The sequence below is a fragment of the Achromobacter aegrifaciens genome, assembly GCF_902859735.1.
GTDB lineage: Bacteria > Pseudomonadota > Gammaproteobacteria > Burkholderiales > Burkholderiaceae_B > Achromobacter > Achromobacter aegrifaciens.
Genome location: NZ_CADIJY010000019.1, coordinates 1 through 22288, shown reverse-complemented (window position 1 = coordinate 22288; position 22288 = coordinate 1). Strand labels below are relative to the sequence as shown.

General features: G+C 62.9%; 12 protein-coding genes. 6 read left to right on the top strand and 6 right to left on the bottom strand.

Annotated elements, in window-relative coordinates; all coding sequences use genetic code 11:
- The first annotated feature begins 10 nt into the window (after window positions 1-10).
- The 3 genes from HV766_RS27890 to HV766_RS27880 all read left to right on the top strand — a co-directional run bounded on the left by HV766_RS27890 (window position 11) and on the right by HV766_RS27880 (window position 2801).
- Window positions 11-382 (top strand): DUF2069 domain-containing protein, encoded by a 372-nt coding sequence (locus HV766_RS27890; RefSeq protein ID WP_054458579.1) that lies wholly within the window; start codon window positions 11-13, stop codon window positions 380-382.
- Window positions 379-1866, top strand: a complete 1488-nt coding sequence (locus HV766_RS27885; RefSeq protein WP_175182232.1) for a protein adenylyltransferase SelO — start codon at window positions 379-381, stop codon at window positions 1864-1866. Before HV766_RS27890 ends, HV766_RS27885 begins: the two co-directional genes overlap by 4 nt.
- Before the next feature lie 215 nt (window positions 1867-2081).
- On the top strand, window positions 2082-2801 hold the full coding sequence (locus tag HV766_RS27880) for a response regulator transcription factor (RefSeq protein ID WP_054458575.1): 720 nt from the start codon (window positions 2082-2084) through the stop codon (window positions 2799-2801).
- Between the two features lie 15 nt (window positions 2802-2816).
- Here HV766_RS27880 and HV766_RS27875 read toward each other — a convergent pair whose 3' ends face one another.
- Window positions 2817-4262 carry a sensor histidine kinase gene (locus HV766_RS27875; protein WP_254593371.1) on the bottom strand — a complete coding sequence of 482 codons (1446 nt, stop codon included), beginning with the start codon at window positions 4260-4262 and terminating at the stop codon, window positions 2817-2819.
- 95 nt (window positions 4263-4357) lie between these two features.
- Window positions 4358-6331 (bottom strand): EAL domain-containing protein, encoded by a 1974-nt coding sequence (locus tag HV766_RS27870; protein ID WP_175182230.1) that lies wholly within the window; start codon window positions 6329-6331, stop codon window positions 4358-4360.
- Between the two features lie 509 nt (window positions 6332-6840).
- Between HV766_RS27870 and HV766_RS27865 the strand changes: the two genes are divergently transcribed.
- Genes HV766_RS27865 through HV766_RS27855 form a run of 3 tightly spaced genes read left to right on the top strand, consistent with a single transcriptional unit; the run spans window position 6841 to window position 10207 of the window.
- On the top strand, window positions 6841-8223 hold the full coding sequence (locus tag HV766_RS27865; RefSeq protein WP_054458572.1) for a putative bifunctional diguanylate cyclase/phosphodiesterase: 1383 nt from the start codon (window positions 6841-6843) through the stop codon (window positions 8221-8223).
- Between the two features lie 36 nt (window positions 8224-8259).
- Entirely contained in the window at window positions 8260-9330 is a 1071-nt protein-coding gene (gene aroC, locus HV766_RS27860; protein WP_054458570.1) for a chorismate synthase, read from the top strand.
- A gap of 37 nt (window positions 9331-9367) precedes the next feature.
- Window positions 9368-10207 carry a M48 family metallopeptidase gene (locus tag HV766_RS27855; RefSeq protein ID WP_054458568.1) on the top strand — a complete coding sequence of 280 codons (840 nt, stop codon included), beginning with the start codon at window positions 9368-9370 and terminating at the stop codon, window positions 10205-10207.
- Between the two features lie 47 nt (window positions 10208-10254).
- Here HV766_RS27855 and HV766_RS27850 read toward each other — a convergent pair whose 3' ends face one another.
- The 4 genes from HV766_RS27850 to HV766_RS27835 form a co-directional block, all read right to left on the bottom strand.
- Window positions 10255-12213: a bifunctional diguanylate cyclase/phosphodiesterase gene (locus tag HV766_RS27850; RefSeq protein WP_175182229.1), complete on the bottom strand. Its 1959-nt coding sequence runs from the start codon at window positions 12211-12213 to the stop codon at window positions 10255-10257.
- Window positions 12214-12230: 17 nt separating this feature from the next.
- On the bottom strand, window positions 12231-12914 hold the full coding sequence (locus HV766_RS27845; protein ID WP_175162500.1) for a transglutaminase-like cysteine peptidase: 684 nt from the start codon (window positions 12912-12914) through the stop codon (window positions 12231-12233).
- A gap of 104 nt (window positions 12915-13018) precedes the next feature.
- The gene (locus HV766_RS27840; protein WP_175182228.1) at window positions 13019-17263 is read right to left on the bottom strand and encodes a retention module-containing protein; all 4245 of its coding nucleotides are present in this window, start codon (window positions 17261-17263) and stop codon (window positions 13019-13021) included.
- A gap of 161 nt (window positions 17264-17424) precedes the next feature.
- The coding region (locus tag HV766_RS27835) for a VCBS domain-containing protein (RefSeq protein ID WP_175182227.1) at window positions 17425-22288 on the bottom strand (4864 nt) is incomplete at its 5' end.

Below are 22288 nucleotides of genomic sequence, written 5' to 3'. Positions count from 1 at the left end.
TAATAGCAGCATGAACCCTGAACTCAACCCCCGCTTGCGCCTGCTGGCCTCGGTATCGCTGTTCGCCCTGATCGTGCTTTGCGTCACCTGGGAAACCGTGGTGGCGCCGCTGCGGCCGGGCGGTTCCTGGATGCTGCTCAAGGCCCTGCCGCTGGCGTTTCCGCTGCGCGGCATCCTGCGCGGCAATCTTTATACCTATCAGTGGGCCTCGATGCTGTCGCTGCTCTACCTGATGGAGGGCGCGGTGCGGGCCATGTCGGATCCGGCTCCGCTATCCGTGTTGATGGCCTGGGGCGAGATCCTGCTGTCGGCCATTTTCTTCCTTAGCGCCATTTTCTACGTGCGGCCTGCCAAACGGGCTGCCAGGAGGCAACGCGCATGAGCGCCCATACGTTGTCCGACCTGCGCGTCGTCAATTCCTTTGCGGCATTGCCCGCAGCCTTCTACACCCGGCTTGCGCCTCAGGCCTTGAATAATCCGCGCTTGCTGCACGGCAATGCGGAAGCGGCGGAACTGATCGGCCTGGACCCGTCGGCCCTGTCCACGCCCGAGTTCCTGAGCGTGTTTTCCGGCGCCCAACCGCTGCCAGGCGGCGATACGCTGGCGGCGGTCTACAGTGGCCATCAGTTCGGCGTCTGGGCGGGCCAGTTGGGCGATGGCCGCGCCCATCTGTTGGGCGAGGTCGAGGGGCCGCAGGGCAATTGGGAGCTGCAGCTCAAGGGGTCGGGCATGACGCCGTATTCGCGCATGGGCGACGGCCGCGCGGTGCTGCGCTCGTCGGTGCGCGAGTACCTGGCCAGCGAGGCCATGCACGGGCTGGGCGTGCCCACGACGCGGGCGCTGGCGCTGGTGGTGTCCGACGACCCGGTCATGCGGGAAACGGTGGAGACAGCCGCAATTGTGACGCGTATGTCCCCCAGTTTCGTGCGTTTCGGCTCTTTCGAGCATTGGTCGTCGCGCCGCCAGCCCGACATGCTGAAGACGCTGGCGGATTACGTCATAGACCGTTATTACCCGGAATGCCGGGAAGCGGGAACGGGCGAGCCCTCGAATGACGTGACGCCCTATATCAACCTGCTGCGCGCCGTCACCCGGCGTACGGCGCTGCTGATGGCGGACTGGCAGGCGGTGGGCTTCTGCCATGGCGTGATGAATACCGACAACATGTCCATATTGGGGCTGACGCTGGATTATGGCCCCTACGGTTTCATGGACGGTTTCCGGCTGGGCCATGTCTGTAATCACTCGGACTCGGAAGGGCGCTATTCCTGGAACCGCCAGCCGTCCGTCGCCCTCTGGAACCTTTATCGCCTGGGTGGCAGCCTGCACGCGCTGGTGCAGGATGTAGAAGGCCTGCGAGCAGTCCTGGATGAATTTGAGCCGGTCTTCACGCGTGCCTTCCATGACCGCATGGGCGCCAAGCTGGGCCTGGTCGCATGGCGACCGGCCGACGAAGCGTTGCTGGACGATCTGCTCAAGCTGATGGACGCCAATCAGGCGGACTTCACCTTGACGTGGCGTCGCCTGGCCGACGCCTTGTCGGGCCAGCGTAGCGCGTTCGAGGACCTGTTCATCGACCGGCCGGCGGCAGGAGCCTGGCTGGATCGCTTGGTGGCGCGGCACGCGCAGGACGGCCGGCCGATGCAGGATGTAACCGCAGGCATGAATGGCGTGAATCCGCTATACGTGCTGCGCAATCACCTGGCGGAAGAGGCGATTCGGGCGGCCAAGACCGGCGATGCCAGCGAGATCGATACCTTGATGAGGTTGCTGCGCAACCCCTACGAGGCCCAGCCGGGGTATGAGCGGTATGCGGGTTTGCCGCCGGATTGGGCGGGCAGCCTGGAGGTCAGCTGTTCGTCTTGAAACCGGCCGCTAGCCGAACAACCGGGACATTTGCGAAAGCCGTTTTCCCGCGATTTACGGGAAAATAACCATTTGGACAAGGAATATCGCAGTTTTTTTCATTGCAATCATTCGTTTCCATTGTAAAAGACGTAAGATTGTCGCCAACGGAATACCCGGGGACTCTGCGTCCGCGGGGCATTTGTCGATAATCTTCAAAATAAAGCACTCTAAATATGGCTGGCGCAGATGGTTTGCTGTGTATCGGTCTGCTTGAGGATGACGCCGACTTCCGGGAGGAGTTGGCGTTAGGCTTGGGTGGCTATGGTTTCCGGGTGGCATTCGCCTGTGATAATGCCGCGGCGTTTTATCGCCGGTTGCAGGAACAACCCTGCGACATCGTCATTCTTGACGCCCACTTGCCCGGTGAAGACGGTTTCTCCGTGGCGACCCGCCTGCGCGCCCTCAGCCCCGTCGGTATCGTCATGCTGACAGGTCGCAGCGCGCTGGAAGACCGGGTGCGCGGCCTGGAAGGCGGCGCCGATGTCTACATGACCAAGCCAGTGGATCTGCTGGAACTCAGTTCCGTCATCCGTAGTTTGGCTCGTCGGATGCGTCTTGCGAAGGCGCCTCGGCCGGTGGATGCGGAAACGCGCGCCACCGCGGACACTTCGTGGTCCCTGCAGGACGGGGGCTGGATCCTGGTTGCGCCGGATGGCGCCTCGCTGCATCTGAGCGCCCAGGAACGGACCTTCCTGGTTGCCCTGATGGATGCCGCCGGCAGCGCGGTCAGCCGTCAGGTCCTGGCGGAATTGTTCCTGCCGGACAGCCCGGGCGGCTTTGAATTGCGCCGCATCGACGTGCTGGTCAGCCGTTTGCGCGCCAAGGCGCAAAGCGCGGGCCTGAAGCTCCCCGTGCTGTCGGTGCGCGGCCAGGGCTACGTGTTCGCGGCCTGAACCCGCCAGAGGCGGTCAAGCCGCCGGAGCGCTGGCCGGCAGGGTGACGACGAAGCGCGTGCCTACGCCTACTTCGCTTTCCATGGTCAGTGTGCCGCCCTGGTTCTGGCAGATGCGCCGGGCCAGGTAGAGCCCGATACCCATGCCTTGCGTTTCGCGGTGCGCTGTGCGCCGGAAATGCGGTTCGAAGATTTTGGCCTGTTCCTCGACGCCTATGCCCGGGCCGCGGTCGGTGACGGCGACCCACGCCATGGGAATGGCGCCCACCCGGGTTTCGCCGGTTTCTATGCGCACGGGCTCATTCGCCGGCGAATACTTGATGGCATTGTGGATCAGGTTGCGTACCACCACGCTGGTCAGCGGACGGTCGCAGTAGACCGGCAGGGAGGGGCTGGCTTGCACCATCAGCGCATGCGCCGTATCGGGCTGCATGGCGGTGACGACATCGAGCACCAGATCCGCCATGTCCGTTTGTTCGCCGCGCGGCATCCAGGCCTGTTCGCCCAGCCTGTCCTGGTTCAGCAACTGATCCATGAGTTCGGTCATCCGGGCGACCGACCGATGAATGCGCGCCAGACGGTTGTCCACGGCCTCGCCGCTCTCGGCAAGTATCATGTCCAGGGATTGGGCTGCCGCGCTGACGGTGGCCAGCGGTGCGCGCAGTTCGTGCGAGATCAGTGCGTTCATCTGGCGCTGCGTATCCAGCGCGCCGGCCAGTTCTGCCAGCCGCAGTTCGCCTTGGGCAAGGTGTTCCGCGTCGGCGTGCTCGTGGCCTGCGCGTTTCGACCCCAGTTGCGGGTGGCCGTGCTGATGGATCGCCAGCAGGATCAAGGCGCTAGACACCAGCAGCAGTCGCGCCAATTCGGCGATCGTTCCTGCCGCGGCCTGGGGCAGCCAGGCGTCCTGTCCCAGCAGCCAGGCCGAGATGCCATAGGCGCCGGCCAAGGCCAGCGCGGCCGCTCGCGCTGGCGACGGACTGGCGGCGCGGACCATGAACCAGGTGGCCAGCGGCAGACTGGCGATGGCGCAGGCCCCGGCGATGGCGGCGGACACGACGCCGTTGCCCGGGGCGTATGCGACGATCAGCGCCAGTACCGCTACCAGCGTCAAGGCCAGGCTGGCCCAGCGGCAGGCCGTCGCCAGTTTGTCGGCGGATGCTTCTTTGAGGATGGGCGCCGTGAGCGCCAGCAGGGCGGCATAGGAGCCGGCTTGCAGCGCCGCCGCCGGCAACAGCGTGGGCATGGAGCGGAAAACCCCTTCGATCAACATGAAGGCCAGCCCCGCGCCGAAAATGGCATTGCGGGTGGCCGCCCATGCGACTGCGCAGGCCACGCCACAGGCCGTGGCGACGCCGGCTGTCAGGCCCAGATGCAGGTCTTCGTGTGAAACGCCTACGCCGTAGGCCAGCGCCGCGTCGGGGCCGAGCAAGGCGCATAGCAGCATCCCCACGCGAGGCAGCATGGCTTGCCGAACCGCGGAGGCGTTACCGGTGCGCCGCAGGCGGGAAGGCCAGCGGGCGCGAAAAAGCCAACAGATGCGAAGCAGCATGCCTTCCGTCAACTGGAAACCCATGGATGATCAGGTGCGATGTCGTGCGTCTGGGCGGAGTTTACGACAGGCCCGCGCATGGCATGGACGCCCAGGCCCGCCAGGACGTTTTGCGTGGCAATGTCTGGCACGTCCTCGGCGTAGACCGCGATATTCAGCGCGGCCGCGGTGGCCACCACCGTGGCGGCGAGGTGCTGGCTGCCCGGACTGTGGAGCAGGCCGGCGATGAAGCCGCCGCACAGCTTCAGATAGGACAAGGGGAATTCGTGCAGGTGCTCGATGGCGCCGAACTGGTACGACAGTCGGCTTACACCGACGCGGGCGCCCGCGGCCACGACGATGTCGCAAAGCGGGTGCAGGTCGGTTCCCTGAGCGGCCAGGGCCGCCGCGTCGATTTCCACGATCAGGCGCGCGCTCAGGGCGGGGCGGTCGGCCAGCATGCGTTGAAGCCTGGACTGGAACGACGGTTGGGCGATCGAAGCCAGCGAAATCGGTACTGCCAGCGCGCCGGGGCGTGCGTACAGCCAGTCCAGCCCCAGGCGGATGGCTTGTATGTCGCATTCGGCGGACAGGCCGAGGCGGACGGCGGGAGGCATGAAGATCGAAGCCGGAACGGGGTCGGCGCCGCTGGTGTCGTGCAGGGTCAGGCTGGCTTCCTGGTGCAGCAGGCCGCCGGAAAGATCGTGCAGAGGCTGCACGGACAACGAGAACCTGTGTTGTTCGAGCGCCGTGACCAGAGCGTCATGCCAGCTGTATTCGCCGATGTGCGTGCTGTCCGGCGCGCGGCTGGCCGAGGCTATCTGGTCGTCGTCGGCGCTTTCGGCGCACATCAGCGCGTGATCCAGTCGTGCCAGGATGTCGCTCATGCTGTCTCCTGGCGCGTAGGTGGCCATCGCCAGGGCCCAGCGGCAGGATTCATGCTTGTCCATGGGCACGCGCAGCGAGCGCAGTTCGCGCCGCACCCGCTCGGCCAGCAGGCTGGCCTGAGGCGCCGAGGCGCGGGGCAGCAGCAGCGCAAAATCCGAACCGCTGATGCGCGCGAGCATGGCCCCCGGAGCGCCGAATTCAGCGACCAGCTTGCGCAGCCGGTCCGAAGACGAGCGCAGCCACTGGTCCGTGAACGCGCGCGAGAGGTGCCGGTTGATCTGCGCCAAATCGCGTTGACGAAACATCAGCAGATGGCCGCCCGCATCAGGGTCCTTGTCCGCCAGCGCCAATCTGAATTGGTCGACAAAATACTTGCGGTTGTGCAGCCGGGTGACGGGATCCCTGTAGATCTCGCTCTGTAGCGATTCGATCCGAGCATTCTGTTCCTGGACCGTGGCGGCGACCAGGCGTTGCGCGTCCACCAGCGCCTGGTCGACGCCCGCCAGTTCGCTGGCGCCATTCGATGTCTTGCGGTCGCCAGGCGCGAGCGCGCGCTCGCGTTCACGGACGTCGCGCGAGATGCGCGCTTCTATTCGCCGCGCCAGATTCACGCAGAACAGGGCCCACAGCAGGCCCGCGGCCAGCACCAGTCCCAGGACCCGCACGCCGCCTTGCCATAGCGTATCGCGAGCAGTCCGCGAATCTGCTTGCACGGTCACGACGCCTTGCGAACTGCCGTCTGGCGCAGCGTAAGGCCGCGATACGGCGGGTGCGGCCATGTTCAGCCAGGCATCGCGCCAATCGTGCTCTCTGGTTTGTGGGTCGGCTTGCGGCGTTTGCCGTTCGACGACAGGCGCCCCATTGTCGTCCGCGATGCGCACCAGCGCATATTCCCCTCCTGCAAACATGTCATCCACCAGCGCAGTCCGTTCTTCGGGGGCGGCGGCCGCATGCGACAAGGCCCAGGCCAGCGCATTAGCGCCGTCGTCGCTTTGCCGCGCCAACTCCGCGCTCAGATAGCGGTGCGCGGCCAGCATTCCCACCGTCTGTGCGCCGAGCAGAACGAGGCCGATCAGGAGGGCGGTGAAGAAAAGTAGCCGGCGGAATGTGGACATGTATTTGGAGGTTCCCTTCCTGGCCGTTGCGTGGCCTGCACTGAGGACTGCCAGGTGTCCGGATGGAATGGCGTCGGATCGAGATCAGGGCTGGAGGGCCGGGATACGGGTGTGATACGAGTCACTAATACATCAGTGGTACAGCAATTCTACATGTCACAGAACGTGCCGAATATTACTAAATTCACGCCGTAAGACGCCAAGCTGTGCAATTATTTCGAAGCTGTCTGATTTTCAATGACAACTATCGAGACACGGTGTATTAATTTTTCGGGTGTAGCTGTCGTAAGTAGTAGGCGAGCATGGCGCAAGGGCCGGCGCCAGTCTGTCGTGGCTCATCCCAAACCCTCCGTGAGCAACCAAAGTAACCGTAGGAATACAGGGAAAAGAGGTGCGTTGCCTCTGAAGTGTGGCGTTTTTTGCGAAAATAATGCATATTTTAAAAAATGTTACAGCCCTTGGGTTCCCTTTCGAACCGCAACGCCAGGGGCTTATGGATAGGGGGCTTCGTGCGTGAGAGTTACCTGCTCGCACTGTGCCTGACGCTTGCGGGCGCACTTGTAGCGATATGCTGGGTCTTCGTACGCAGGGAACGCCTGCTGCGTCAACGCCTGACGCGCGATGAACTGACCGGGGTCCTGAATCAGCAGGAATTGCACCGGCGCGCCCGTGCCTGGCTCAACGATGCCGAGGGCCGTTCGCGCCGCGGCGCTTTCTTTCTGGTGAGCTTCGAGCAATACGCCGAGATCAGCGCCATGTTGCGCGCCGGCGAAGACCAGGCTCTGCTGGTGCAGGTGGCCAATCGCCTGGGCCTGATCTGCCGGTCCATGGGCGGCATGGTGGCGCGTTCGGGGGCGGATGCGTTCACGGTCTGCGCACCCGACGTGGATGAGGCCGGAGCCGCTCAGGTGTCGGCCAAGCTGCTGGAGGCCCTGAGCGTGCCTTACGAACTCGGCGGGCGTCCCCTGATGGCGATGTTCCGCGTCGGCGCTGCCCTGTATCCCGAGCATGGCCGCAGCGTGGAAGAACTGCAGCGCTGCGTGCAGGTCGCCTTGCTGCCGCTGAAGGAGCGCGGCGGGCCGGGCTGGAACCTGTTCGATTTCCGCATGCTGGCGCGTCAGCGCGACCAGCAGGGGCTGGAGAACGACCTGCGGCTGGCGCTGACCACGCCGGACATGGATCAGTTCGAACTGTATTACCAGCCGGTCTGTGACAGCGGCACCGGCATGGTGCAGGGCTGCGAGGCGCTGCTGCGCTGGCATCACCCCGTGCTCGGCAGCGTCTCGCCCGCGGTGACCATCGAATTGGCCGAGCGCAGCGGCCTGATCGTGCCGCTGGGGGCCTGGATATTGGAGCGGGCATGTACCCAGGCTGCGTTATGGCCGGCGACCTGGCGCGTGCATGTGAACCTGTCAGTCAAGCAGATGAACGAGGATGGCCTGGTCGAACTCGTGTCGAATGCGCTTGCGGCCGCAAACCTTGCCCCGCGCAAGCTGGTGCTGGAAATCACGGAATCTCTCTTCATCCTGCACTACGAACGGCACGTGAAGATCCTGAACACGTTGCGGGCGATGGGCATCGGTGTGGCGCTGGACGACTTCGGCTGCGGCTATTCCAGCCTGAACCACCTGCGCTGCCTGCCGATCGATTGGGTCAAGATCGACCGCAGCTTCATCTCAGCGCTGGAATCCGACGCCGGCAGCCGCGAGGTGGTCTCGGCGCTGTTCGGCCTGTGCCAGGCGATGCATCTGCCGGTGGTGGCCGAGGGCGTCGAAACCGAGGGCCAGCGTGAAATCCTGAAGTCGCTGGGATGCCGGGTCATGCAGGGTTTCCTGTTGGGACGTCCCGCACCGGCCTCCGAAATCCAGGCTTTGGCCTCGGCGGTGTCATAATCGGGGTTGCTTGTAAACCCCACCTGTTGACTCCCTATGCCCGGCAATACCCTAGGTACCCTCTTTACCGTCACCAATTTCGGCGAATCCCACGGGCCAGCCATCGGTTGCGTCGTGGACGGCTGTCCTCCGGGGCTGTCGCTGGATGCCTCCGACATCCAGCTCGAACTGGACCGTCGCCGTCCCGGCACGTCGCGCCATGTTACGCAGCGCCAGGAAGCCGACCAGGTGGAAATCCTGTCGGGCGTATACGAGGGAGTGACCACGGGTACGCCCATCGGCCTGCTGATCCGCAACACAGACGCGCGCAGCAAGGACTACTCCAACATCGCCGACACGTTTCGACCGGGCCATGCCGACTATGCCTATTGGCGCAAGTTCGGCGTGCGCGATCCGCGCGGGGGCGGCCGTTCTTCGGCGCGCCTGACGGCGCCGACCGTCGCGGCAGGCGCCATCGCCAAGAAATGGCTGGCGGAGCAATACGGCGTCAAGGTGCGCGGCTACATGAGCCAGTTGGGGCCCATTGCAATCCCCTTCGATTCCTGGGAAGAGGTTCCCAATAATCCGTTCTATGCGCCCAATGCCGCAGTCGTGCCCGAACTGGAGGCCTACATGGACCAGTTGCGCCGCGACGGCGACTCCGTCGGCGCCCGGATCGAGGTCGTGGCCGAGAACCTGCCCGCGGGCTGGGGCGAACCGATCTATGACCGGCTGGACGCCGACATCGCGCACGTCATGATGGGCTTGAATGCCGTGAAGGGCGTGTCGATCGGCGCGGGCTTTGACAGCATCGCTCAGCGCGGCTCGGAGCACGGCGACGAAATCACTCCGGACGGTTTCCTGACCAATAACGCGGGAGGGGTGCTGGGCGGCATTTCCACTGGTCAGCCAGTCACCGTTTCGCTGGCCATCAAGCCTACCTCCAGTATCCGCGTCGAGCGCCGCTCCGTGAATCGCGCCAATGACCCGGTCATGGTGCAGACGCTGGGTCGCCATGACCCTTGCGTCGGCATCCGCGCCACGCCCATCGCTGAGGCGATGCTGGCGCTGGTCTTGATCGACCACGCCTTGCGCCACCGTGGCCAGTGTGGCGATCCGGTAGTCTGATACGCTGTTGCTCTTCGAATTGCCTAGGAGGTCTGCCATGAACCGGAAACGTCTTCTGCTGCGCAACGCGGGTGCAGCGCTCGCGCTGGCAGCCCTGGCGGGCTGCACGGGCATGAATACCACGCAGTCGGGCGCCATTGGCGTCAACCGGACCCAGTACATGTCCAGCATGGTGCCTTCGCAGGCGCTGGAACAGGAAGCGACCCAGCAGTACGCCGACATACTCAAGCAGGCGCAGGCCAAGGGCCTGCTGGACCGCGACCCGCAACAGGTGGCGCGGGTCCGCACCATTTCCCAGCGGCTGATCGCGCAGGCAGGAGTCTTCCGGCCTGACGCCGCCAGCTGGAAATGGGAAGTGCATGTGCTGTCCAGCAACGAGATCAATGCCTGGTGCATGCCGGGCGGCAAGATCGCTGTCTACACGGGCCTGCTTGGCAAGATCAAGCCCACGGACGATGAGCTGGCGGCGGTGCTGGGCCACGAGATTTCGCACGCCTTGCGGGAGCATGCGCGCGAACGTGTGTCCCAGCAGATGGCGACCAATCTGGGGCTGTCGGTGCTGGCGATCGCCACGGGTTCTTCCGCGGCGTCCGACTTGGGCGGACAGTTCACCAGCGTCATGTTCACGCTGCCCAATAGCCGCACGCATGAAACCGAAGCCGACCGCATGGGCGTGGAGCTTGCGGCCAGGGCGGGATTCGATCCGCGCGCCGCCGTGACGCTGTGGCAGAAAATGGGCGCGGCCGACCAGGGCAGCGCACCGCCCGAGATCCTGTCGACTCACCCGTCCGCCGCATCGCGCATCAGCGATCTGCAGGCCGCAGCCCAGCAGGTGCTGCCGCTGTACGAACAGTCCAAGGGCAAAGCCTCCCGCTGAGGCTCTAGCGGCGGCCGTGACTATTACGGCCGCCTCGATCCGCTGTCTTATGCCGCGGCTGTCTTGACGCCGGGGCCGCGCATGACGGCGATGCCCAGCCTGGCCAGGATGCGTTGGGTTTCGGCATCCGGCACATCTTCTGCATAGACCGCTATCTTCAGGCCGCGCGCGGTTTCCAGCACCGATGCCGTCAACTGCTGGCTGCCGGGGCTTTGGGACATGCCGCCGACGAAGCCGCCGCCCAGTTTCACGTACGACAAGGGCAGGGTGTGCAGTTGCGCAACGGCGCCGAACTGCTGAGCCAGGCGGCGCACGCCGATATGCGTGCCGAACTCCGAGGCGACGCGGGCCAGCGTGGCGATCTGCTCGTGGCATTCCACCAGGCCGTGCGCATCGATTTCCAGGTACAGGCGCCGCGCCAGAGACCGGTGTTCGGTCAGCAGCAGCGCCAATTGGCGGAAGAACTTCTGGCCCCGCAACGAGGGCAGAGCCACCCGAACAGCCAATTCGCCAGGGTTGGCGGCCAGCCAGTCCAGTCCCAGGCTCACGGCCTCCAGGTCGCAATCGGCCACCAGATCCAGACGCACGGCCGGCGGGATGAACAGCGTGGCGGGTATCGGCACCTGGTCGGCCGCGGTTCGCAGCATCAGCATCGCTTCGGTACGGACGGTGCTGCCGTCGGTGGCTTGCAGGGCTTCCGTGGCCAGCTCGAAGCGGTGCTCTTCCAAAGCGGATTGGATCGCGTCCTTCCAGGCGCGTTCGCCCGATTCCGAAGGCGACTGCATGTCGGTCGCGCCAGCGATCACGACATGGTCGTTGCCGGCGCTTTCCGCCCGCATCAAGCCGAAGTCCAGGCGGGCAAGCACCGGCCCGGCCTGGCTGCCGTGGCCATAGTCGGTCATGGCCTGCGCCCAGCGGCACAGATGTCCTTCACCCACGGGGATGCGGGACGCGTGCAGGTCGGCGCGTACCTGCTCGGCCACCATCATGGCCTGCGGCGCCGCGCAGCCGGGCAGCAGCAAGGCGAAATCCGAGCCGTTCAGACGGGCCAGCAGGGGCGATGCCACATGCATGCTCTTGAGCGTGCCGCGGATGCGTTCGCAGGCCGTGCGCAGCCATTGGTCGATGAACTCGCGCGGCATATGGCGATTCAGGTCCGCCAGGTCGCGCTGGCGGAACACCAGGACGTGGCCGCCGTCGATGCCACGGCCGGTCGTGAGGGCAGGGGCCTCCAGCGCGCGGCGGAACTCGTTGACGAAGTACTTGCGGTTGGGCAGGCCCGTGACCGGGTCCTGGTTCAGTTCCAGTTCCAGCGATTCGATCTTGGCGTTCTGTTCTTCGACGCTGGCGTGGATGCGTTCGCGGGTCTGGTTCAACGCCTGCACCACCCCGGACAATTCAGGCACGCGGGCCTCGACCTGTTCCGTCGGGGATTCCTGGCCGATGCTGCGCACGTGGTCGCTGATCTCACGCAACAGGCGGTTCTTGATCCAGCCCACCAGCATGAAGGCGAACACGGCCCACAAGATGCCGGCGCCCACCACCAGGGCGATCATCTTGAGGCTGCTGCGCCACAGGGCTTCCCAGGCATAGGCGTCGTTGGCGATCAGCGTGACCTCGCCGATCTGGCGCCAGCCGTCGCTGACGGCATGGCTGGCCGATTGCGTCGTCAAGGGCGCCAGCGCCTGAAACCAGGCGGGGACCGACGCCGCGGTGGCCGTGGATTTCCGTTCGATCAGGACCTTGCCTTCAGGATCGCTCAAGCGCACCAGCGAGAAATGCCCGCCGTCGTACAGCGCCGACACCAGCAGCTCTTGCACGACCGGGTCGTTGTTCGCGGGCTGCGACAGCGACAGCGCCAGCGACACGGCAGCGTCTGTGCTCTGCACTTGCAGTTGGCCGGACAGGTACTCCCGGGCGGAATTCACGCTGAGCGCGAGCGTGCCCAGCAGGATGACGCCGATGGCGAGGGTAACGCTGAGCAATAGCTGTCGAAGTATGGACATAGTCTTATTTCCGGACATCAGGGGCGCACGCCTTCCCGTTCCATGCGTTGAAGTAGATCACGCCAGCGGCTGAGACGGTCAACCGGCGCGGCGGGCTTGCCGTCCACATAGACGCCGTCCGCATTGAAACTGAATACCGGCGTCAGGTCGCGGCGCTGCGTGGCGGGCAAAATGGTCGAGATCAGGTTGTCCAGCACCAGCGGCACGGCGTTGGGGGTTTCGTAATAGCCCAGCACCATGTGGGCGATCTGGGTGCTGCTGGCCGCGCCGCCGATGCGCGCGCGGACGTAGATGAAGCGCAGTTTGTTGGCAGGCACGCCCAGCGCCAGCAGCGTGAAGTACTTGCCAATGACGTAGTCTTCGCAATCGCCCGCGCCCCTGCCCAGCGATTCTAATGGCGTGGCCCAATAATCGGCCTGTTTCCAGATGGTGATGTCCTCGCCGGACATCAGGGAGCGGTTCCAGAAATCATTGGCCTGTGTCAGTGCGCCTTTTTCCTGGGCAGGGGCGGGGCTGCGCATCAATTGCAGCCATTCCGAAACCGCCTTGGAGCCTTTTGCGCCATAGCGGCTGGCCGACAGGCTTTGCAGCCGGTCGGCATTCACTTCCAGGGCGGAACTTCCGCCCCAGCCGCAAGCCAGGCATAGCAAAGCCAATCGGCACAGATTCAGCGTGCGGCGGAAACGGCGGGACGATGGCATGAAACGGATTTTCACATTTTTCCGGGCATCTTAGATGCGCCTTGGGAAAAAATGCGTCATGCGGGGGCGGGAAGAGCCTGCTGGGTCTTCCCTGGAGCTATTGCTCAGGCATGGTCGACGGCCAGCTTACCTTTTTGCAGCAAGTCATTGATGATGGCCTGGTTGCTCATGGATTGGCCGTGGGCATCGTGGGTGAGGTCCACGTTTTCCAACACGATCTTTTGGCTCGCACCCATGGTACTCAGCTTGCCTCGGGTATTCACATCGATGACCGTATCGTTGCCTTCCAGGTGGAAAGCCAGGTACTTGGAGAGTGAGCCGTCATCCTCGCCGACCAGCAATCCTTGCAGATCCAGAATGTCGCCGCCATCGGCGGGCTTCAGGATCGAGAAGTCCTTGATCGTGTCTACGGCTGGCGTGCCTGCGGCGCCTTGGTCGTCGAGTACCCATTTGAACGTATCGCTGCCCGAACCGCCGTACAGAATGTCATTGCCCTTGCCCCCGATCAGAACGTCGTTACCTGCAGCGCCAAACAGCGTGTCGCTGCCGGTGCCGCCCGACAGGACGTCATTGCCCTCATCTCCGTGGAGCTGGTCATTTCCACCCTGGCCGTAAAGAATATCGTTGGCCGCGCCGCCATGCAGCTCGTCGTTGCCGCCGCGCAGATCGCCCTGCACGTCGAAAAGCGCGTGGTTGTCCGAGATGAACTTGTGTAGATCGGCGTCGGTCGGTTGGATGCCGTTCTTCAATAGCAGGAACTGCTTGAGCGCGTCGAGGCTGGCCCCGTCGGGAAGACCTGCGGGCCTGGCGGCGTTGCCGTCAACGTTCCACGGCAAGTGATCAGTGTTGATTGCATCACCAAACAGGATGTCCGAGCCCTCTCCACCATGAATCTTGTCGTTAGCGACCGGAATCGTTCTGTCATAGAGTAAGGCCGCTTGCAGATCCGACGGCCTCTGCAGGAACTGCGAGTTGCCAGTACGAGCAAGGTCACTGTCGATGAGATCCGAACTGTTGTCTGGGCGGCCTGAGTACCACATCCGGATCGTGTTGATAGCGATAGACGCGCCGAAACCGCCATTGCTCCCGCTGATATTGTTGACTATGAACTGGTACCTATAGTCGCCAGGACCGTGGATAAGTGTTTTGGTGTTGGCGTCTGTACCTGCCTCGACTTCTGCCCACGTCGAACCGATCCGCTTTAGCAAGACCCACTTGAACGTGCCAACTTCACGCAATTCTCCCGCATTCACCGTATCGAAGTCGAACGAGACGCCTGCGGAATGGGTCACCGTAATTCTGTCGGCTTCGCGCATGGTTACGGCGAAGGGCTGGCCGTCTGCCGTCGTGTCGGCAATGACCAGGAAGTGGGCGATCTCCGTAAAGGGACCCTCATCCTTCACTGCGTAGCTGCCATAACCTACTCTGCCGTCACCTTCTTGCTGCCAATTCTCGGGATCGTTCGCAGTCAATAGATCTGAATCACCGCCGTCGAACTGAAGAAGATTCTTGTAGTACGTGAATTCGCCGCCGGTGTTGTCATATTTGTCGAGTATGGCGTTATCGAATTTGAAGGCCCCAGAAGTATGAGAAAGGGTGCCAACGCCAATGGCATGCACGTCGCTGATTTCGGCGAGATTGCTGAATTCAGCGTCGCGGTCGTAAGTCAGTTCTAATTCCGGAACGCCATTTGTCAGGAAGTAGGTCAGGTTCTTGTACGGATTGCCGTTGCTGTCAACCGTTGGCTGGCCGTCGAACCAGTCCTTGGTTGCATGGAAGGCCGCGCCATATGGTTTGGTCCAGCTATATGGCTGTAGGCCAAGAAGGGTGTCCACGATTTCGTCAACATTGTCGGGTGTCAGCCCCGAAACCGTCTTCTGCAGCGTGGTTCTGTGGTTCCCGAAAGTGATCAGTGATACGTTGATGGTGCCGTCATGAACCGCCAGTTGAGTCTCCAGCATGGTCTTTAGGCCTGTCTTGACCGTATCGAGTGGTGTTGCCGCGTTGGAATCAACAACCCAATTCATTGAATACGACAGATCCAGAACCAGAGCAATGTTGTAGCTTGTACCCGGCATCACGTTCTTCACCATGCCACCCTGGTCGCCCAGCAGCACGTCGTTGCCCGAGCCGCCGTTCAAGGTTTCGTCATCGTTGTTGCCACTGACGAATTGGTCCAGATGCAGCTTGAACGTTTGCTGACTAGATGTGTCGTGCCCCCCGTTGGCGGTGCCGCCGGTATCCTTGACGCGAAAGTCGAAGGAGGCGCCGGCGTCTATGCCGGTATTGAAAGCGCCGGACTCGAACACCAACTTGCCGCTGGCCAGATCCCCGGCACTGATCTCCTGCCCCTGTACCACCGGCTTTCCGTCCAGCAACAGCATGCCGCAGGAGGGCAGGGAGTCGATGATCACGGAGTGCATCGAATCGCCTTCCCCTGAATCGGAGAAAGGAAAGTCGTCGAGACCGAATATGTAGCTATTGCCAGCCGCTACGTTGCCGGTGAAGTCCAGCGAGACGGGGGCGTCATTGACGGACTGGACCTGGAGATCGAGGGTGGATGAGATCGTCGTCGCACCGTCCGTCGCGGTGTACGTGATCGGCGGGACATCTCCGTTCCAGTTCGAATCCGGCGTAAAGACATAGCTGCCATCCGCTTTGATGAGGATCGAACCCACGCCAACGAGATTTGCGGTACTGCCTGCGTCGTACTTTGTGTCGTTGACAGTGAAGGTTGTGATTGTCAGCGTGTCGTTGTCGACGTCGACCGCGCCTATGAGCACGTTGCCAGACGCCGAGTGGTCCTCCGATAATTGGTGGACTTGGGCTAGAAGGACTGGCGCGTCGTTGGTTCCGAGGATTTCGATCGTGAGGGTGGCGATGGCCGTGCCTCCCTCTCCATCGGAAACGGAGTAGGTAATCGAACTGTGGGCTTTTTCGCCGATGCCGAGATGCTGGAAGGCAGAGCCAGGGTTGAAGGTGTAGGAACCGTCGGCATTCAGCGTGAAGCTACCGCCATGAGTCCCGACGATCGCCACGCCGACATTGGCTGCGCTGCCGTTGACGCGTAAAACAAACAGGGTGTCGCCATCCGGATCGCTGTCATTGGCCAGTACACCGTGCTGGGCGTTGACGTTGAGGGTGGTGTCCTCGTCCGTGGTGCCCGTATCGTCGGCAACGACAGGGATCGTATTGATGACGTTCCAGTGGAATTCCTGGGACGTCGTGGCGCCGGACGCGTCGGTCGCAGTAATGGTGGCCGTATACCTTCCGCCGACACCGCCCTGCGAAGCGGAATGGTCGACATCACCGCCGATAATTCCGGTGTTCGGGTCGATGCTCAAGCCGGGCGGTAAGCCGGTGGCGGCAAAGGTAAGCCTGTCGCTGGTGTCTGGGTCCGAGAAGTGGCCGGAAACGTCGTAGCGCACGCTCGTCTGTGCATCCAGGCTGGAGGTATCGGAGATAGTGGTGGAAACCGGACCGTCGTTGACGCCGGCGATCGTCACGACGACCGTTGCCGTGGCGGCGGCACCGCTGGGGTCCGTGATGGAGTACGAAACGGTACTGGTGGCGGTTTCGCCCGCGGCTAGGTGTTGATGCTCTTTCCCCGGCGTGTAGACGTAGCTCCCGTCAGGTAGAACGGTGAACGTGCCGCCATTGCTGCCCGCGACCGTAACGCCGCTCGAGGTCATGGGCCTGCCGCCGACCGACGCTATTGCCAATGGATCGCCGTCTGGGTCCGTGTCGTTCGCTAGCAGGTTGCCGCGCACCTGATGGTTCTGCTCACCTAGTCCTGCATCGTCTCGTGCGGCGGGCGCATGGTTGACGCTGACCGGCGTGGGTGTCTCGTCGTCGTTGCTGATGGCGCCAGTGCTGGACATGCGAGGCAGTACTGCATCGCTGCGACCGGGATTGGAATAGCTCAGATCAAGCGGACTGGTGGTTTCAAGAAGGCGCGCCAAACGGACGAAGCTGCTGCCACCGGCGCTACCTCCGCCTGCTACCACGGCGGCGGTGGGATCGAGTTCATCGAACAGATCGCGGCCATTGCGCAGGGCTGCCAGCAAACGTTCGGAGTCGGTGCCTTTGGGGGGCGTGACCGCCGCTTCGGACACATCGTCGAGCGTGCCGGTCATTTCGCTGGTCAGCGCGACCTCGCGGCCTTCGCCGATGATGATCGGCATGCCGTTTTCGACTTGAAGGGAAACCGTGGCGCCTGACGCCGTGACGACGTCACTGCCGGCAGGAACCTTGCTGCCGAGGTGCAGTTCGGTCAGGGATCCGTCGCCATGGCGCAACCACGCGCGACCGGAAATTTCGTTGACGATTGCGGGAGACGTATTGGCCATGTTGGTTCCCTCTTCAGGGCGTTATCCAAGATGGCCAGATACTAGATGTCGTTGCCGGGACTAGATACTGGCAACACTTATAGGGTCAAGCAGCAATGCAGATGCTAGGCGGGAAATGCACCGCCGGGAAGGCCGTTGCCGGCCTTCCCGGGGCTTGCTGCTTAGCTGTGGTCGACGTTCAGCTTACCCTTCTGCAGCAGGTCGTTGATGATGGCCTGATTGCTCATGGCCTGACCGTTCGCGTCATGGGTGAGATCAACGTTCTCCAGCACGATCTTCTGATCCGCGCCCTGGGAGCCAAGCTTGCCCTGGGTGTTGATCTCGACGAGCGTATTGTTGGAGTTGGCCGGATCCTGCTTGAAGTTCAAGTACTGCGACAGGTTGCCGTCCTTCTCGCCCACGAGCAGGTCCTTCAGGTCCAGCACATCCCCGCCGTCGACGACCGAGGCCTTCGAGAAGTCCTTGATCGTGTCGATCGCAGGCTGCGCCGTGGTGCCCTGGTCGCCAAGCTGCCACTTGAACGTGTCGCTGCCGCCGTCACCCCACATGGTGTCGTTGCCCTTGCCGCCGACCAGGATGTCGTTGCCGGCGCCGCCGTGGAGCTCGTCGTTGCCGGTTCCGCCATAGAGCTTGTCGTTGCCGTCATCACCCCACAGGACATCGTTGCCGCCCTGGCCATAGATGATGTCGTCGCCCTTGCCGCCGTGCAATTCGTCATTGCCGCCACGCGTGTCGCCAGCCGCATCGAACTGTCCCGGATTCTGCTTGATGAACTCGTATATCCGTTCGTTGGTCGGCGCGACGCCGTCCACGGCCTTGAGGTAGTCCTTCAGCGAGTCGAGGCCGCCACCATTGTGGGATCCCGCGGGATTGCCGGCCCACGCCAGGTGGTCGGTGTTGATCGCGTCACCGAAGATGATGTCGTTGCCGTCGCCACCGTAGACGGTGTCGTGGCCGACTTCAGCCGGATTGCTCGTGCTGCTGCCTCCCTTGAGCGCGGCCTCCAGGTCGTTGGCGGTGTTGACGATGTCAATGGAGCCAACCTTGCCGGTGACGGTGTTGAGGCCCCAGTTAAACGAGATCCGGCCATCGCCGACAGTGTCCGTATTGTCGAAGAAGCGCAGGATGTTGCTGTCGATGCCAGTCCCGATACCGATGCCGTGGACCTTGCTGGTGCCACTCAGGGCTTTGAAGGCGTCGACGGATTCCTTCATGGTGTTGTAGTCGGTATCGTTACCCGGTCCGTCCACTCCCTTCTTGTCGTTGTAGTAGTACTGCGTCGGGTTTCCGTCGGTCAGGAAGAACGTCAGATTCTCGAACTTCGTACCGCTGGGATTCACTTTGCCCTGATCGGCGAACCACTTCACGGTCGCGTTGAAGGCGGCTTCGTAGTTGGTCCCCGCAGTGTTACCCGTCGCGATAGTCAGATCGTTGATCGCCTTGATCAACTGGTTCAGGTTGGCCTGCGTGAGGTTGTTGAACGTGATCGGATCTTGAGCATGGGTTGCGAAGCCGATCAGCGATACGTTGACGACGCCGTCGTGGTGCTCCAGGTCGGCGGCGAGCTTGACCAGCGCGTCCTTAACCAGTTGCATGCGGTTGACACCGGAACCGGACTGCGCGGACATGCTGCCTGAACGGTCCACCACCAGCGCAATGTTGTAGTTCGTGCCGGGGGTGACGTTCGTGACGTAGCCGCCCTGGTCCGCCAGGATGACGTCATCACCCGACCCGCCGTTCAGCGGCGGTTTGCCGCCGCTGCCGCTGTCGTCATTGCCATGGGTCACCAGGTGATCGGCGGAGATGACGAACTTGTGCTCGGTCGAGGTGTCGTTGCCGCCATTCGCCGTGCCGCCATTGTCCTTCACTTGGAAATTGAAGGAGCTGTCCTGCTTGTCGGCGCCCGGCGTGAACTTCAGCAGGCCTTGTTCGATGGCCGACTTCGGAATCTCCATGCCGGCCGTGACCGGCTTGCCGTTATAGGTCATCGTGCCGCTGGTGGGCGGTTGGGTGATGATGACGCTTTGCAGGCTGTTGCCTTCCGCTCCATCGTCGAAGCGGAAATCGTTCAGCGAGAAGACGTACTGGTTATCGCCAACTTCCAGGTTCGCGGAACCGTCCACGGTCGTGGGCGCGTCGTTGACGCCATTGATGGTGATGGTGATGGTGCTGGTGGCCGAGCCGTCGGCGGAGGCGACCGTGTAGGTCTCGACGATGCTTTCGCCCGCCTTGAGGAACTGGATCGCGGCGTTGTTGACGTTGTAGGTATAGGTGCCATCGGGTTTCATTACGATGACGCCCAGCGCTCCGCCGGCATGCGTGCTGTTGGTGAGCTTGAGGGTGGCGGTGTCGAAGGTCGACTGGCCGGCATCGGGATCCGTGATCGTGACCGCGCCCTTGACGGTGAGATTTCCGCCCGTGACGTTCACATCTTCCGTGACCGACCGGAAGTCGTTGGTCATCACCGGCACGTCATTGGTGCCATTGATCGTGATGGTGATGGTCGTGGTGCTGAAGTCGCCGTCGGAATCGCGGATGGTGTACGAGAACACGTCCGAGAGCTTGTCGCCTTGCCCCAGTGCATTGACGCGCGGATCGGTGTTGTTCAGGGTATAGGTATAGGTGCCATCGGCGTGGATGGTGATCTTGCCGTACACGCCATTGACCTCGGCGTTGACGTTGCCTTCGATCGCCTTGTTCGCGTTGGCCGAACCCTTGGCCACGCCGACCACCGTGGTCACGTCGGCGCCCACGGCGTCCGCACCGGTGCCGGTGATGACGTTGCCGGTGGCTTCCAAGACCTTGTCTTCCGTCACACTGGCCGTGTCCGGCTTTGCCTCGGGCGCCGTGTCGGTGATCTGGATGATCAGGCTGCCGCTGCTGCCGTGGCCGCCAGCATTCTTGGCGGTCACGATGAAGTCGTCATGCACGCTGTCCTTGCCGTTCGAGTGATTCTGGGATTTCCCCTTCTCGGTATAGGTGTAAGTGAGCTTGCCGGTAGCTGGATCGTAGCCGGTGATCTTGAGCGTGCCCTTGCCCGTGGTCAGGCTGACGGGGTTGGCATTCGTCGCCTTGGTGACGTCCACGCCATTTACGTCGACGCTCACGATGCCCAACGCCGCGGAAATCTGCATCGTTCCCGTAACGGTGTCGCCGGTGGCTTCCGCCACCTTGTTCGTCGCGTTCGTAACGGCGGATTCCGCGGTGGAGGTCACGTTGAAATGCGTGTTCACCTTGTCGCCGTCGCCATCCGTTCCGGTAACGCCAACCGTGAAGTCCATCGGGCCGGCGGGAACGCTTTCCGTATAGGAGCCGGTCGTGAGGAAGGACATCCTGACGCCGCTGCCCGCGGTGACCTCGATGCTATCGAATTGAGTGAACGAGGGGGTGCCCTGGCTCAACATCTCCTTCGTGATGTGAATGGCGCCAGTCGTACTGTTCACGGGTATGGGGATGACCTTGGAAACGCCATCGCTCCATATCGTGACATTGAGCGTGCCGCTTCCCTTGACTTCCGCGACATTCAGCTTGAAATCCGAGAGGGCTTCGTTGAAGTCCATGCGGAAGCTTTCGCCCGAGTCGAAGGAGGTGTTGCCGATCCCGAACGAATTTCCGCTGCCGAACGTGTTGGCATTGAACGTCTTTCCGCCGCCGGCGCTCAGCGTGGCATAGCCGAGGTCATAGGTGGATTGGGGGTTGTTGCTGATCGAGGAGGCCAAGTCGATCGACGCGGTCGTCCCGGGCCGGGCTTCGTGCTGGGTGACGGTATAGCCGCCCTCCGGATTCAGGGTCACCGTGAAGATCTTGGTCCCGTTGGGCGAGAAGATGTCGACCGAAGACTTGTTGAGCGCGCTGGTCGTCCAGTTCTGCGGCAGCTGACCGACAGACGACACGACCAGCGTGGCGCCCACGGCGTCGGCGCCCGTATGGAATTCCAGGGTGCCGGTGGCGCTGGTGGCGGCATTCTCCATCACAGTATTGGAGACGGCGCCGAATTCCGGACTGTCATCCTCGATATTGATCGTGATGGTGCCGTTGCTGGTGGCGTGGCCATCGCTGACCTGCACGCCGATACCCAGCTGGAGCACGTCCTCGACCGAGTTCGTCGGGTGATCCACTTGGCCCGACAGGGTTACGGTGTAGCCGCCCGCGTCGGTCATCGTGACAGTGATGACGGAGTTTCCGTGGAAGTCCTTGCCGACCAGGGTGTGGCCATTGTCCGACAGGGTCCAGACGACAGGTTTTCCTTGTGAGGTCAGGGCGTTGTCCGCCGGCTTGACCAAGGTGACGGTATGGGTGTCCTTCACATCCAAATCGGAGATGGTCAGGTTGCCGGAGTAGGTGACAGCGTTCGTCGTATCCGTGGTGCCATTGCTGTCAGGTATGCCGTGCGGCAGGCCTTCTTCAGACAGGTTGATGCTGGCGCTGCTGATCGAGGGCAGATCGTTCGTGCCGGTGATCGTAATCGTCAGCACGGCCTCGCTCTTGTCGCCGTCGGCATCGGTGATGGTGTAGCGGATGGTCTCGGTCAGCAATTCGCCCGCCTGCAGCCCCTGGACAGCTTGCAGGCTGTTGTTGAGCTGATAGGACCAGGTGCCGTCGCCATTGTCTACCAGCGTGCCGTACTTGGCGTCGCCGGTAGTGATGACCGTCGTGACTGCATCGGCGCCGAGCGTGTCGTTGCCCAACAAGTTGCCGGAGATGGGGGCGGTCGTGCCTTCCGTGATGCCCGCCGTGTCGTTCTTGGCCTCAGGAGCGGTGTCGGTGATGAGCACGACCAGGTCGTCAGACTTGACCTGGTTGGCCGCATCGGTGACGGTGACGGTGAACTTGTCGGTGACGGAGTCGTCGCCGGCGGTGTGGTTCTTGGCCGTCCCGTCCTGCTGGTAGCTATAGGTGATCTTGCCGGTGGCGGGGTCGTAGCCAGTCAGCGTGAGCTTGCCTTCGGTGCCGTTGACGACGACCGGGGTGGTGCCCAGCGCCTGCAGGTCGGCCACAGAGAGGGTGACGTTGCCGATCTTGACC